Raw genomic sequence first — 14911 nt, 5'->3', positions numbered from 1 at the left:
AAATTATTTATGGTATAACTTAACCTGTTTTTTTTTAGTTTCCTTTTTTATAATCTGCAAGAAATTTAGCTAAACCAATATCAGTTAATGGATGCTTAAGTAATCCTTCTATAGAAGAAAGAGGACCAGTCATTACATCTGCACCAATCTTAGCACAATCAATTACATGCATCGTATGCCTAACTGATGCTGCTAAAATCTGTGTATCAAAACCATAATTATCATAAATCAATCGGATTTCTGCGATCAAATTAAGTCCATCTGTAGATATATCATCTAATCTTCCTATAAATGGCGAAACATAAGTGGCTCCAGCTTTAGCTGCAAGCAAAGCTTGACCTGCAGAAAACACCAAAGTACAATTGGTCTTAATACCTTTATCACTAAAATACTTAATAGCCTTGATACCATCTTTAACCATTGGTACTTTTACAATAATTTGATCATGTAATTTTGCTAATTCTTCACCTTCTTTAATAATACCTTCAAAATCTGTAGAAATCACTTCTGCACTTACATCTCCTGTTACAATATCACATATCTTCTTATAGTGATTAATAATATTTTCTTTACCCGTGATACCCTCTTTTGCCATCAAAGATGGGTTTGTGGTTACTCCATCTAAAACGCCTAAATCTTGCGCTTCTTTAATTTGATCAAGATTTGCAGTATCAATAAAAAATTTCATAGTACTATGTTTAAAATTGTTGTGTTTAAATTTTTATATTTTTCTTATAATGAATTGCGAATATAAAAATAATCGCTATTGACTAATACAATCTTTTTAGTTTATTTAAAGATTACTTCTCTACAGAAACAAAATTATAATTTATAATGATTCATTAACATCTTTTCATACACCTTATCAGGTAAAATTCGTTTCAATACAATAGAGAATTTTTGCATAAATGCACCAACTTTATAATGTACTTTTGGTTTTTCTGTTTTTATAATCTGAAAAACAACTTTTGCCATCTTTAAAGGATCACTACCCAAATCAACATGATCATCCATTAATTTTAACGTATCTCCATATGGTTTCTTATAAGGAGAATCATCAATAACAGGTGCATGATAGCGTCCCGCGGCAATATTAGTTGCAAAATCCCCTGGGGCAATAGTCGTCATTTTTATATTAAATTCTTTTAATTCCATTCGCCAAGCTTCAGTAGTCATTTCTAATGCTGCTTTTGAAGCACTATAAATCCCTCTATATGGCAATCCCATATATCCTGCAATAGAAGTTATATTGATAACCAAACCACTGCCTTGCTTTCTCATTATTGGCAAAACGGTTTTAGTAACATTAATAGGTCCAAAAAAATTTGTTGTAAAATTTCTCACGATTTCTTCTTCAGGTATTTCTTCTATAGGCCCCGTAATTCCTGCTCCTGCATTATTAATTAAAATATCTAACCTACCATGCTTTTGTTCTATTATACTAACAGCCGATTCAATACTTCCAATATCTGCTACATCTAATTCTAAAAGTGTAAAAGCGTCAAAATCTGAATATTTGGACGGATTACGACTAGTACCATAGACAATATATCCTTGTGCTACTAAATATATCCCTATTGATTTACCGATTCCTGAAGAACCTCCTGTTACTAAAACTATAGTATCATTTTGATTTGAATTCATAAGAACAAATATACAATTCTGATTTACGAATTACGGTTAAAGAATCAAAGAATTATAATGATGAAAGGAGTTGTATTTTGCTAAAATTAGCGCATAAAAAAAGGCAAGCTACCTACATCACACTGCTACAACCGTCTACCTTTGCTGCGTTCCCGCCCTGGAGGATTCAACAGGAGCTAGTTGTGTAGGACTTGCCGAGTGCAAAGATACAACCTTTAGTAGATAAAACAATGATTTTTTAAACTCAATTAAAATAAATATCTTGCTTAAAATTAAACAATCACAATGAATATACATAACTCATTAATCATCATTATATTAAGCATACTTAGTTTTTCTTGTGGTAGCAATCAGGGCAAGCAAAAAAATAATTTTTCGATAAATATTTTAAATAATCAGATCAAATTTAAGCTTGGAGATACCTTAAAAGCAAGTATTATTAATTCAAAAAGTATTAAAATTGATTCTGTAGCCTATTTTCTTAATAAAAAAAGGAAAACGTCTAAAAGCAATCTTAAATATGAAGAAATAATTGACAATGAAAGATTAGGAAATCACAATCTTACTGCTCAAGTATTCCATGATGGAAATGTAGATACCATAAGCAAAAAAATAATTTTTCTTAATAATATGTCCCCAAAGTTATATTCTTATGAAGTAGTTGCAGAATACCCACATGATGAAACAGCTTTTACACAAGGATTAGAATTTTTTGGTGATACACTATATGAAAGTACTGGTAGAAAAGGGAAATCATCTTTAAGGAAAGTTGACTATAAAACAGGCAAGGTTTTAATTAAAAAAGAGGTCCCAAAGGAATATTTTGCTGAAGGAATAACCATCATAAAAAATAAAATAGTACAGTTAACATGGACATCCAAGCAGGGTTTTATTTATGATCTTAAAACATTAAAAAAAACAGGTGACTTTGTATACAATCAAAGTAAAGAAGGTTGGGGATTATGTAATGATAATACTACCATTTATAAAAGTGACGGTACAGAAAAAATTTGGATATTAAACCCCAATACTCTAACAGAATTAAGATACATAGAAGTTACTACTAACAAAAGTGTAAAATCCAGATTTAATGAATTAGAATGGGTCGATGGAAAAATTTATGCCAATACATGGCAAAAAGATGGAATTGCCATAATTAATCCTAAAAATGGTGCTTTAGAAGCAGTTATAAACTTAGGAGGGCTACGTAATAAAGTTAAACAACATGAAGATTTAGATGTTTTAAATGGTATTGCTTATAAAAAAGAAAGCAAACAATTATTTGTTACTGGTAAAAACTGGAATAAGCTTTTTGAAATTAAGATTATCAAAAAGTAATTTCAACACCATATAACATAAAAACGAGTTCACCTAAACCTAATTATATATATAAACATACTGAATATAAGATAATTACTTACTTATAACGCAGAAATATCAAATAGATTAAAAATTCATTAAGCATCAGAAAACACCTATAATTTATTAAAATTCTGCAACACTATAATAAATACTCCGTTTTTATAATAGACAAATAATAAACCGTACCTTTGCGGCTTATTTTTAGCTATATGAATAAATTTGAAGCATTAGGTCTAGGTGAAGCCATTATAAAGGCTGTGATTGACATGGGTTTTGAAACCCCTAGTGAAGTACAAGAAAAGGCAATACCTATTTTGCTAAATGAAGAAACCGATATTGTTGCATTAGCACAAACCGGTACAGGAAAAACAGCAGCTTTTGGTTTTCCATTAATCGAAAAAGTAGACAGTACTAGTAGGATAACACAAGGATTAATCCTCTCTCCTACTCGTGAGCTTTGCTTACAAATAACTAACGAACTTAAAAACTATTCTAAATTCATTCCTGGGCTACATACTGTTGCCATTTATGGAGGAGCAAGTATTACTGATCAGGCAAAACAAATAAAACGTGGCGCTCAAATAATCGTAGCAACTCCTGGACGAATGCAAGATATGATTAATCGAAAAATGGTGGATATTTCTAATATCAGCTATTGTGTATTGGATGAAGCTGATGAAATGCTAAATATGGGGTTCTATGAGGATATCAATGCAATCCTATCCCATACACCAAAAGAAAAAAACACTTGGCTGTTCTCTGCAACTATGCCAAAAGAAGTTTCTACTATCGCTAAGCGTTTTATGCAAAATCCAGTAGAAATTACTGTGGGTCATAAAAATACTGGTTCTAAAAATGTCTCACACGAATATTATGTAGTAAATTCTCGTGATCGTTATGCAGCCCTAAAAAGATTAGCAGATGCTAATCCTGATATTTTTTCTGTAATTTTCTGTCGTACTAAAAGAGATACTCAAAAAGTAGCAGAAAATCTTATTGAAGACGGTTATAATGCAGCTGCTTTACATGGTGATTTAAGTCAAAATCAGCGTGATTTAGTAATGAAAAGTTTTAGAAATCGACAAATACAAATGTTAGTTGCTACCGATGTAGCTGCTCGTGGTATTGATGTAGATGATGTTACACATGTAATTAATTATCAGCTTCCTGATGAGATAGAAACCTATACTCATCGAAGCGGAAGAACTGGACGTGCTGGAAAAAGTGGAGTTTCTATGGTTATTGTCTCTAAGAGTGAGATTAGAAAAATTAAATCCGTAGAGCGAATTATTAAAAAGAGTTTTGAGAAAAAAGAAATCCCTAGTGGAGAAGAAATATGCCAAGTTCAATTATTTCACTTAGCTAGTGATATAGGAAAAGCAGAAATAAATCATGAAATCGATAGCTACTTACCATCTATCAATGAAGTCCTAGAGGAATTTTCTAAAGAAGAATTGATTAAAAAGTTCTTTTCTGTAGAATTCTCTCGTTTTCATAATTATTATAAAAAATCGAAAGATTTAAACACTGTTAATGACAGAGAAAATAATTTTAGAGGAGATGGTAGTACTCGTTACTTTATAAATGTTGGAGAGAAAGATGGTTTTGATTGGATGAAGCTAAAAGATTTCTTGAAAGATCTATTAGAATTAGGAAGCGACTCATTAAGTCGTGTAGATGTAAAAGAAAGTTTTTCTTTTTTCAACACTAATACTGAGCATCAAGAACGCGTTCTTCAAGTTTTTGAAAACTTTAGAATGGAGGGAAGAAAAGTTAATGTAGAAATTTCTAAGGACTCTGGTCGAAGAGGTGGTCGTGGTGGTCGTCGTGATAACGGTGGTGGTTTTAAAGGAAAACGAAGAAGCGATGGGTTTAAACCCAAAGGAAAAAAACGTTTTGGCTCTAATGATAGTAAAAACAACGAAGGTAATCAAAGAAGAGATCGTAGAAAACGTAGTGATCGTAGATAAAAAATAATCCTCTATTTTTCTAATAGTTTTATTAAAAAATAGAGGAAATATAACGTAATATGATTTTTGGCGTGATTTTTATATAGTATCTTATTCATAAATTGAATGTTATTAGATATGTACATGAAAAAAATATTTTTTTATATAACACTATTGATAGGCTTAGTAACTTACGGCCAAGAAAATACTGATTCGAGTACTGTTTCAGGAAAAGTATTAAATGCTGCTACTGATCAAGTATTAGAAAATGTACACCTCGTTAATCTTAGTCAAGTAATTGGAACCATTACTGACAAAGAAGGTGCTTTTAATATCAATGCCAAAGTAAACGATACATTATACTTCTCATACATAGGCTATAAGCCACTACAAATAAGAGTAACTAATGATTGGGTGAAATTTGGAGAAGTTAAAATCAAAATGACCGAATTAGGAATTGCCCTAGAAGAAGTTGTTGTAGCAGATGTGCAACTTACAGGTTATCTAGAGATTGATGCAAAAAGAATCCCTGTCTACAATAACTATAGATATAGTATTTCTGGGCTAAATTCTGGTTATGAAGGAGGAAGTAAACAACCCGGAGCTGTAAACAAAGTATTAGGAGCCATCTTTAATCCTGCTGATTTTTTATATAACATATTCAGTAAACGATCAAAAGAATTGAGAAAATTACGGAAGATGAAGAAAGATGATGAAATCAGAAATCTTTTAGAAACTAAATTCGACAGAGCTACTTTAATGGCTTTATTACAAGTAGAACGTCTGGATATTGACGAAATCTTACGGAATTGCAATTACTCAATCGATTTTATAAAATTTGCAAATGACCTTCAAATTCTTGATGCTATAAGTGAGTGTTATGAAGAATATAAGATATTGGATAGAAAGTAATTTCTTCTTTATTTATACTTCTTTTCTTATCAACCCTCAGAAAAAGATTTTTAAATTCTAGCTTACTTATAAATCTTGATACAACGAAAAAATATAAATTAATTATATTCGTTTATCATAATAATATGTAATAATTTGCTCATGACTCTTAATCACTTTCTTAGCCCATTCCATTCGTTTTTCTAATTTTTCTTCTTCGGATAATTGCCATTTAATATCAGTTTCTCTTAATTTAGAAGTAACATATTGTAATATAATTGCAGCAGAGACTGATATATTTAAACTTTCTGTAAAACCCACCATCGGAATATACAACTTACTATCTGCAGCATCCAACACCAGATCACTTAATCCATGTTGTTCTTTCCCGAAAAAAAAGGCAGCCGGTTTGGTTACATCAAAATCTTGTAAAACTTTAGAACCATCATGAGGTGTAGTTGCTACAATTTGGTATCCTTTATTTTTTAACGAATTAATACAATTCTTAGTAGTAGCATAACGATTAATATCTACCCATTTTTGAGCTCCCATTGCTATCTCACGATCAATTCGCTTTACATTTATCTCTTCTATAACATGAACATTCTGGATTCCAAAAACATCACAACTACGTATTACCGCACTTGTATTATGCAACTGATACACGTCTTCTATCGCAATAGTAAAATGATTTGTACGTTGATCAAGAACTGTTTTATTTAATCCTTGCCGTCTTGGAGTAAGAAAAGATTCTAAATACTCAAGAAGTTTTATATCTATCATAACCGCTAAAATATAAAAACATTCACACTTAAATAAAAAAAGAACTGCCTGATAATAGTAATATCTGACAGCTCTCAACAATCTACTTAAATTGAACTTATATTTTAGTAACTTCAATAATATTAATCTACATTTTGCAAAAAAAACATACAATACAAGTAAAACACCTAAAAATGAGTATCATATCTATGTATCTATTTTTTTAGAACAAATTAATATTATATATTTACGAAATGTTTTCAAAAAAAACCTCCCGAAATTACCCCTAAAAACGGAAGGTTTAAGTAAACACATTGTCAAAATGTACTTTTTAACTAATTAATAATAGTTAATATAATTTTTCTTTTTCATTTGTTCTAGAATTAAAATTCTAGAATATTTTATCTAATGTGTTATTATTATATCTATTCCAATTCATTTATAACTTATATTTAATTAAATTAATAATTAACTAGACTACAACATATACTTTAATATATAAAGCAAAGCGTATTAAAATGATTATTTAAAAAATACGGTGGAAAGTCTCAAAAAATATAAATAATATTTATATTTTTCTTTAAATGAATATAGAAGAATAAAATTTATATGCCATTACATATAATATCACTAAAACAATCTAAAATTAAGATCTACAATTCAGGATATTACCAAATAGTCTTCACATAACATTATTGACTTATTTAAATTAACCGTTATTCATACCTTGATTATGTTGGCTCGCCAAAGTTTTACAATCACAAGGTGCTCTATTGTGTTGTCATTTTTAGAGATTAATATTTCTTTAAAAAAACAACTACTACATACTTGTATGCGTATAAAAAACATTTAAAAATATATCAGTGTTTTACTGTTTTGATTTAATAATTAATGTCTCTTTTACTACATCAAATCAATACTTAAATATACAGACTATTTATCAAAATCTCGTATTAAAACACCACATAATAATTCTGGTTTTACCATAAAAATTAAATAAATAAACCCAATTATAAAAACGAAATAGTGCATCAATAAATAAACTTATAAGTATTTAAAAACCAATAAGTTAAAAATTTAACAAAAGTAAATTTGTTTGTTAATTATTCCATAAACAAAATAGATTTTCTGGTTATTATGTTAAAAAATGAGTTTTTATTCACAAAAAAGAACTATCAATTACTTCTAATTCTTCGTAAAACCTATACCTTGGATAGAAATTATGCCATGTTACACTAAATAAACTTCAAAAAACACTATACTCTTTAATTGTAAATGTTATTACCTTATACCTAATAAAATAATATTATAAAGTCTCTCTAAAACCTATACAACGGTTAATCTATCTAGTAATGGTTTAGTGATGATAAAGTAAATATTTGATTCTAAATTATTTTTTGAATTACTTAGTACAGTATTCTTCTTATCTAAAAAAGAAATAGATTCAGGGATGTGTCTAAAGTATCAAAAACAAACTTAATTACTTTTTCTTTGCATTAAATAAGCACATCTATTATTTTGATAAACCTACTAAAATGATACAATAAAATTGAAATATTGTTCAATTCATAAATGTACAAGTGTATCTTAAAAGTCTAGAAATTAAAACTGAGAATATTAAATTATACTAATGCCAAATCTAATCTAAAAACAGCAACATTATATTCTATAACAGCCTCCTAAATACTATAGTACAAATAAATGCCCTATATTTTTATCCTTCTTTTTGGATTTCAACAGAATGCGGATAAGGTATTTCTATACCTGCAGCATCTAAAGCTAGCTTACTATTCTCTAGAGTCGCAAAATATACATCCCAATAATCTTCTGGTTTACAATAAGGGCGTACTGCTAGGTCTACAGAGCTTTCTCCCAATTCAATTACATTTACTGAAGGAGCAGGATTTTTTAATATTTTAGGGTTAGAAGTTAAAACTGATAATAACACCTCTTTTGCTTTTTTCATATCTTCATCATAACCAATACCAATAGTAAGATCTACTCTTATCATCCCTTCTGCTGTATAATTAACAATATTTCCATTAGCCAACACTCCATTAGGAATTATCGCTAACTTGTTTTCGGGAGTAATTAGTTTAGTTGTAAAAATCTCAATTTCTTTAACAACTCCTAAAACATCTTGAGCTTCTATCAGATCCCCTATTTTATAGGGTTTAAAAATCATAATAAGTACCCCTCCTGCAAAATTTGATAAGGATCCTTGTAGTGCTAATCCTATTGCCAAACCAGCAGCAGCTACAACTGCTGCAAAAGTAGTAACATCTACCCCTAACCTAGAGATTACAATAATAATTAAAAATATTTTTAGCGCCCAAGTAATTAAGTTTAATAAAAATTTCTGCAAAGATTCATCATACTTACTTTTAGACATTATCTTATCTATACTACCAATCAGTTTCTTAATTATCCACGAACCTATACTATAAATAAGAATGGCCGTAATAAGTTTAGGACCAAAATCTTTTGCCAGTTCAATACCATAATCGAACCATTCCTGAGCTTTTTTCATTATTATATTGTGTTATTTTTAAATGCCATAAACAACAAGCATTATTTATTAGATTATAGTTGTGATAAATTACAATAACACTAAATATATGACAATTATGGCATAAATTAAGCAATTATTTTCGGTTTAGCAACAAGCCAAATCTTTTATATTTTGTTTTAATTTTTTCTTTTAATACTAAATCAAAAGATTTGACGACTTTGTAAATAGATAATGACCTTTATATTAAATACTAAACTTAAAGAAGTTAGATTCATTAAATCTTTTAAAGGATTAAAATCACTTATTTGATTTTCATTTAAGTATAACACTAAACCAACTAATGCTATTAATATTGTAACGAAAAATCCTCCTAGTCCATTTGATTTGAGATAAGGCCTTTTTCCTATAAATTAATATTTCTCAAGAATTTCCTGTAATCTCGACTAGCGTCAAATTTAGTTATTAATATTCAGTTAATCACTTTTTTACTTTTTCAGTCTTTTTTCGCTTCGTTAGTCAAAGGAATTAATCGGTTCTTGATGTGAGGAATGTTTGTTAACAAATATAAAATTATTCTATAATAATAAACTCACTTCTACGATTAAGTTGATGTTCTTCATCACTACAAGGTATCGAATTTTCACATTTGTTAATCAATGCTGTTTCTCCATAACCTCTACCAGTTATACGAGATTTATGAATACCTCCTTTTTTAATAATATATGCAATAGTACTTTTTGCTCGACGCTCACTTAAATACATATTATAATTATCATCTGCTCTACTATCTGTATGTGATCGTACATCAATCCTCAGATTAGGATATTTTTTTAATGTTACTATAATTTTTTCTAATTCTACTTTAGCATCTGAACGTATAATGGATTTGTCTAAATCAAAATATATCATTTCTAAATCTAATAATTTTGCTAAATCATTTCCTGGTTTCATTTCTTTTCTACTTAATCCTCCTTTGTTAAGTTGTAATGCCAAATTATGTTCATATTCTAACGCATTATTGGTGTTAAGGATAGCTTCTGTAGAACCATATGAATCTTTACTTGCTCTGACAATGTACGGTTTTTCACACTGTAGATCAAATTTATAAACTCCACTTAAATCAGTAACTGTACGTTGTAATTCATTATTCGTATCATCTAATAAGATCACTTCTGAATTTGCTAAAATTTCTTTAGAATTAGCATCTGTAATTACTCCTTTTACATATTGATTACAAGAAGTTATTAAATTATCTGTTTGTTTAAAACTATAAATATCATCGTTCCCTTTTCCTCCTGCACGATTACTTGAAAAATATCCAATTTTTGTGCCCTCATTTATCACAAAACTAAAATCATCCTCAGAACTATTCACAGGCTTTCCAACATTATACGGGATAGAAAACAAACCAAATTCTTCTACTACTGATACAAATATATCTAATCCTCCTAAGCCGACATGTCCATCACTCGCAAAATACAATTCTCCAGAATTACTAATATATGGAAATGTTTCTCTTCCTTCTGTATTAATTTTATCTCCTAAATTTACTGGTTGACCAAAACTTCCATCTGAATTTACGTCAACAACGTATAAGTCAGACAACCCTCTACTATCTGGCATATCACTAGCAAAATATAACTTTTTTCCATCAGCACTTAATGAAGGGTGTGCTACAGAGTATTCATTACTATTAAAAGATAATTCTTCGATATCAACCCATTTATCATTTTTTAATGTAGCTCTGTACAATTTTAATAAAATAGTTCCTTCTTGATTAGAACCTAACTTTTTCTTAGTATAATTATTTCTTGTAAAATATACTGTTTGTCCATCTTTACTGAATGAAGTTGAAGATTCATGGAACTTTGTATTTATTTTTCCTTTTAACTTTTTTGGAGATTTTAAAATCCCGTTATCCTCGATAATAGGAGATGAAAATAAATCCAGAAATGGCATTTCATTCCATTCGTGTATAGTTTTACTTAAACCACTACCTCCGCCTCTAGAAGATGCAAATATTAGATTTCCATGATGATCAAAACTTGGCGCATAGTCTGAGTACTTTGAATTCATCCCTAGTTTTAATAATCGAAATTTACCTGATTGCATTTCAATAAACTTCAGATAATCTTTTGTTTTCATAAAAGAATTTGCCCGTTGATCATTTCCTGTAATCCTATTAAATTTCTCCATTACATTATCTGCCTCATTGTATCTTTCTATACTTTTTAAACTTTGTGAATATCTAAACAAATATTCTGGATCTACTTCTTTTTCATAAGAATTAATCAATTTTTCGTACCAAGGAATTGCATTTTCTAATTCTGCATTAAAATAGTATGAATCCCCTAATTTTTTTAACAGATCAGAAGATTCATATCCACTCTCTGCAACTTCGTGATAAATTTTTCGGGCATCAACAAACGCATAATTCTTAAAGTTTTCATCAGCTTTTGCTAAACGTTTTTCTTGAGAAAAAGCTATGCTTGATACTAATATACTTAACGTTATATTTATAAAGTATTTGTTCAAATTCATAATGTTGTCATTTTTATCTTGAATCTAAAAACTGAGTTTTATAAGAAGATTAACTTTTTATTAAACTATTTTAATATCTTGAATCTTAATATCTCTCATCTTTGATTAAAATGTGATTTGTTATCTAGAAGAAACGTGGTGTTAACATTCTATTGTATTTTTTGAAGAGTTCAAAGCGTAACATTACTTCATAACTACCATCATTAAATTGTGTTTGACCCAATTCTGTAATCTCTCTATCATATGCAAAACCAATCATTAATCCATCCGATATTTGAAAGCCTACAATACCACTAAATGCAGCACTCCAACGATAAGCAGCTCCCAGTGTTAATCGTTCATATAATAAAAAATTAGCCGAAACATCTACTTGTAAAGGAGCTCCAAAAACTAACTTTCCTAACACTGCAGGTTTAAATTTTATAGTATCACTTAAATCAAAGACCTTACCTGCAATCATATAATAATTAACACGTTCTTCTGCCAAAAAACTAGTAGCATTACTATTAGTCCTAGTAGTACTTTCATCAAAATGATCAGTCTCTAATAAATTAGGGGCACTTAAACCAAAATAAAATTTATTAGTATGATAATACACTCCAATACCGACATTAGGGCTGAATTTATTATCTACATTACTCTCAAATAAAGCATCATTACCATTTAAACGAGATAAACGCTGAAAATCAACATTTAATAGATGACCTCCTGCTTTAATACCCAAACTTAGCTTCCCTTTTTCAGAAGTAGGAATCGTATAAGAAAAATCAATATCAAAATAAGTTTCATCAGTAGGACCTATTTCATCATTTATTATTGATAACCCTAATCCTAAACGTTCTGTATCACCTAAAGGAGTATTAAGTGTTAATGTCTGTGTACGAGGAGCTCCTTCCAACCCAACCCACTGACTACGATGAAGCCCCGTAATACTGAGTACTCCACGACTACCTGCATAGGCTGGATTAACACTAACTGTATTATACATATATTGGGTATATTGAGCATCCTGTTGCGCATTACTAGTATAAAACACAATACTCAAAAGTGCTGTAACAATTATGGTGTATATTTTTCTCATCAGCTTCTTTTAATTTAATATTTCTAGTATATCTCACGAGTAATAAAATACTACTCGTGAGAAATTTAAATTTTAATGTTACCTATTAATGTATAAATATCCTGCTCTACTTTTTTGTTCTCCAGACTCAAGGGTATATTCAAGTACATAATAGTAAGTTCCTACTGGTAATTCATCTTTTTCTTCTATTGTACTTCTACCTGTTGACATTCCTCTAAAGAAATTGTTATCTCTACCATAGTTTTTAGATCCATATACTTTAACACCCCAACGATTATAAATCGATAATGTATTTTCTAATTTTTCAATTCCACTAATCACAAATACATCATTAACTCCATCTCCATTCGGAGACATTCCTGTAAAGATTGAGATTCCGTCCTCTCCTCCAGTAGAAGGTGTATTAGGTTCTAAGTAATTAGGAATACCATTACCATCAGCATCTAAAGCATCATCTGGATTACCATCAGTATTAGGATCTGAATTTTCTTCTGAAGTAGGAATACCATCTCCATCATCATCAGGATCTAAATAATCCGGAATAGCATCTCCATCAGTATCCTGAGTATTTCCTGTTGTTGGGTCTCCATCTCCATCTGGGTTTGGATTTTCATTTGCAGTATAAATTCCATCTCCATCATCATCGATATCTAAATAATCCGGAATAGCATCTCCATCAGTATCCTGAGTATTTCCTGTTGTTGGATCTCCATCTCCATCTGAGTTTGGATTTTCATTTACTGTATTAACTCCATCTCCATCATCATCAACATCTAAATAATCCGGAATAGTATCGCCATCAGTATCTTGAGTACTTCCTGTTCTTGGGTCTCCATCTTCATCTGAGTTTGGATTTTCATTTACTGTATCAACTCCATCTCCGTCATCATCAGTATCTAAATAATCTGGAATAGCATCACCATCAGTATCAGTATCTGTAGGATCATTATTTTCATCATAATCTTCATTAACAGTATCCACCCCATCATTATCATCATCAGTATCTCGATAGTCTACTTCATCTATACCATCCGTATTTTGGATATCAGTAGATCCTCCATCTAATTCATCATTAGTATCAAATCCATCATTAATATTATCTCCTTCATAGTCATCCAATAATCCATCTCCATCTTCATCTCCTGGATCATTAGCAACATCAAACCCTGATTCTGTTATATCCGAGACATTATCATTATCACTATCCTCATCTATATAATCTGGAGTATCAACTCCATCAGTATTTGTAGGTATAATCCCATCATTACCTGATCCTTCATACGCATCATCTAATCCATTAGCATTGGTATCATTTCCTGTTGGAGAAATATATCCATTAGTTGTCTGAGCTTCTACATTATCCGGAATACCATCATTATCACTATCAATATCTTGGAAATTCGGAATACCATCACCATCACTATCATTATCTCCTGGAGAGCTTTCAGTATAAGGATCATTATCACCATCTAAATTAGGATCTTCTACAGTATCCAAAATACCATCATTATCATCATCTAAATCTAAATTATCTGGAATACCATCATTGTCTAAATCTCCAGTATCACGATAATCTACATCTCCTCCTGTTAGTGCATCTCCATCAGTATCAGGAGTATCTATAGAACCATTATCAAATTCATCATTAACATCTTCATCATTAAGATTTCCTCCCTCAAAACCATCATCTAGTCCATCACCATCAGTATCAGTTCCTATAAACGTACCTACATTGGCTTCTAATGTATCATTTTTACCATCATCATCACTATCAGTATCTTGATAATCTGGAGTATCAACTCCATCGGTGTTCTCTGGAGCAATAGCAGTACCATTACTATCATAAGCATCATCAACTCCATTACCATCACTATCAACTCCACTTGGAGCTACATAGCCTACCGTAGTTTGGGATTCTACATTATCTGGGATACCATCATTATCCGCATCAATATCTAAATAATCTGGAGTACTATCACCATCACTAGTCGGTGGATTTGTCGTTACTGGAGCTCCATCTATATCATTTTGTACTATATCCGGAATACCATCTGTACCTACTCCTCCATTAGCAACTCCATCACCATCGGTATCAAATGCTCCATTTCCTGTCTCCACAATATCGTAGACACCATCATTATCCCCATCTAGATCAAAATGATTAGGAAT

The 14911-nt window shown here is 30.2% G+C and carries 10 protein-coding genes and 1 other RNA gene; 3 read left to right on the top strand and 8 right to left on the bottom strand.

The window, feature by feature from the left end; translation table 11 throughout:
* Window positions 1-34: 34 nt before the first annotated feature.
* From fsa to ffs, 3 genes are all read right to left on the bottom strand, one after another.
* A complete protein-coding gene (gene fsa, locus N456_RS05495; protein ID WP_062054747.1) occupies window positions 35-688 on the bottom strand; it encodes a fructose-6-phosphate aldolase in 654 nt (217 codons plus the stop codon).
* A 134-nt stretch (window positions 689-822) separates the two neighbouring features.
* Entirely contained in the window at window positions 823-1644 is an 822-nt protein-coding gene (locus N456_RS05490; RefSeq protein WP_062054745.1) for an SDR family oxidoreductase, read from the bottom strand.
* A 98-nt stretch (window positions 1645-1742) separates the two neighbouring features.
* Window positions 1743-1841: signal recognition particle sRNA small type (ffs, locus tag N456_RS05485), an RNA gene on the bottom strand.
* Between the two features lie 88 nt (window positions 1842-1929).
* Here ffs and N456_RS05480 point away from each other — a divergent pair.
* The 3 genes from N456_RS05480 to N456_RS05470 all read left to right on the top strand — a co-directional run bounded on the left by N456_RS05480 (window position 1930) and on the right by N456_RS05470 (window position 5867).
* Window positions 1930-2982, top strand: a complete 1053-nt coding sequence (locus N456_RS05480; RefSeq protein WP_062054743.1) for a glutaminyl-peptide cyclotransferase — start codon at window positions 1930-1932, stop codon at window positions 2980-2982.
* A 233-nt stretch (window positions 2983-3215) separates the two neighbouring features.
* The gene (locus N456_RS05475) at window positions 3216-4976 is read left to right on the top strand and encodes a DEAD/DEAH box helicase (protein WP_062054741.1); all 1761 of its coding nucleotides are present in this window, start codon (window positions 3216-3218) and stop codon (window positions 4974-4976) included.
* Window positions 4977-5099: 123 nt separating this feature from the next.
* On the top strand, window positions 5100-5867 hold the full coding sequence (locus N456_RS05470) for a carboxypeptidase-like regulatory domain-containing protein (RefSeq protein ID WP_062054947.1): 768 nt from the start codon (window positions 5100-5102) through the stop codon (window positions 5865-5867).
* 102 nt (window positions 5868-5969) lie between these two features.
* Here N456_RS05470 and N456_RS05465 read toward each other — a convergent pair whose 3' ends face one another.
* The 5 genes from N456_RS05465 to N456_RS05445 all read right to left on the bottom strand — a co-directional run.
* Window positions 5970-6629 carry a TrmH family RNA methyltransferase gene (locus N456_RS05465; protein ID WP_062054739.1) on the bottom strand — a complete coding sequence of 220 codons (660 nt, stop codon included), beginning with the start codon at window positions 6627-6629 and terminating at the stop codon, window positions 5970-5972.
* A 1693-nt stretch (window positions 6630-8322) separates the two neighbouring features.
* Window positions 8323-9138, bottom strand: coding sequence for a mechanosensitive ion channel family protein (locus N456_RS05460; RefSeq protein WP_062054737.1), 816 nt, complete (start codon window positions 9136-9138; stop codon window positions 8323-8325).
* A 552-nt stretch (window positions 9139-9690) separates the two neighbouring features.
* Entirely contained in the window at window positions 9691-11661 is a 1971-nt protein-coding gene (locus tag N456_RS05455) for an OmpA family protein (RefSeq protein WP_082422442.1), read from the bottom strand.
* 124 nt (window positions 11662-11785) lie between these two features.
* A complete protein-coding gene (locus tag N456_RS05450; RefSeq protein ID WP_062054735.1) occupies window positions 11786-12742 on the bottom strand; it encodes a PorP/SprF family type IX secretion system membrane protein in 957 nt (318 codons plus the stop codon).
* Window positions 12743-12820: 78 nt separating this feature from the next.
* The coding region (locus N456_RS05445) for a T9SS type B sorting domain-containing protein (protein WP_162491423.1) at window positions 12821-14911 on the bottom strand (2091 nt) is incomplete at its 5' end.

Origin of the sequence: Aquimarina longa SW024 (assembly GCF_001401755.1) — a bacterium.
Taxonomy (GTDB): Bacteria; Bacteroidota; Bacteroidia; order Flavobacteriales; family Flavobacteriaceae; genus Aquimarina; species Aquimarina longa.
This window is presented reverse-complemented; position numbering and strand designations above follow the sequence as displayed.

Bases quoted from the DNA above. Each gene is read 5' to 3' on its own strand.
- N456_RS05480 (WP_062054743.1), top strand. From the start codon at position 1,930: ATGAATATACATAACTCATTAATCATCATTATATTAAGCATACTTAGT.
- N456_RS05475 (WP_062054741.1), top strand. From the start codon at position 3,216: ATGAATAAATTTGAAGCATTAGGTCTAGGTGAAGCCATTATAAAGGCT.
- N456_RS05490 (WP_062054745.1), bottom strand. From the start codon at position 1,644: ATGAATTCAAATCAAAATGATACTATAGTTTTAGTAACAGGAGGTTCT.
- fsa (WP_062054747.1), bottom strand. From the start codon at position 688: ATGAAATTTTTTATTGATACTGCAAATCTTGATCAAATTAAAGAAGCG.
- N456_RS05465 (WP_062054739.1), bottom strand. From the start codon at position 6,629: ATGATAGATATAAAACTTCTTGAGTATTTAGAATCTTTTCTTACTCCA.
- N456_RS05450 (WP_062054735.1), bottom strand. From the start codon at position 12,742: ATGAGAAAAATATACACCATAATTGTTACAGCACTTTTGAGTATTGTG.
- N456_RS05460 (WP_062054737.1), bottom strand. From the start codon at position 9,138: ATGAAAAAAGCTCAGGAATGGTTCGATTATGGTATTGAACTGGCAAAA.
- N456_RS05470 (WP_062054947.1), top strand. From the start codon at position 5,100: ATGAAAAAAATATTTTTTTATATAACACTATTGATAGGCTTAGTAACT.
- N456_RS05455 (WP_082422442.1), bottom strand. From the start codon at position 11,661: ATGAATTTGAACAAATACTTTATAAATATAACGTTAAGTATATTAGTA.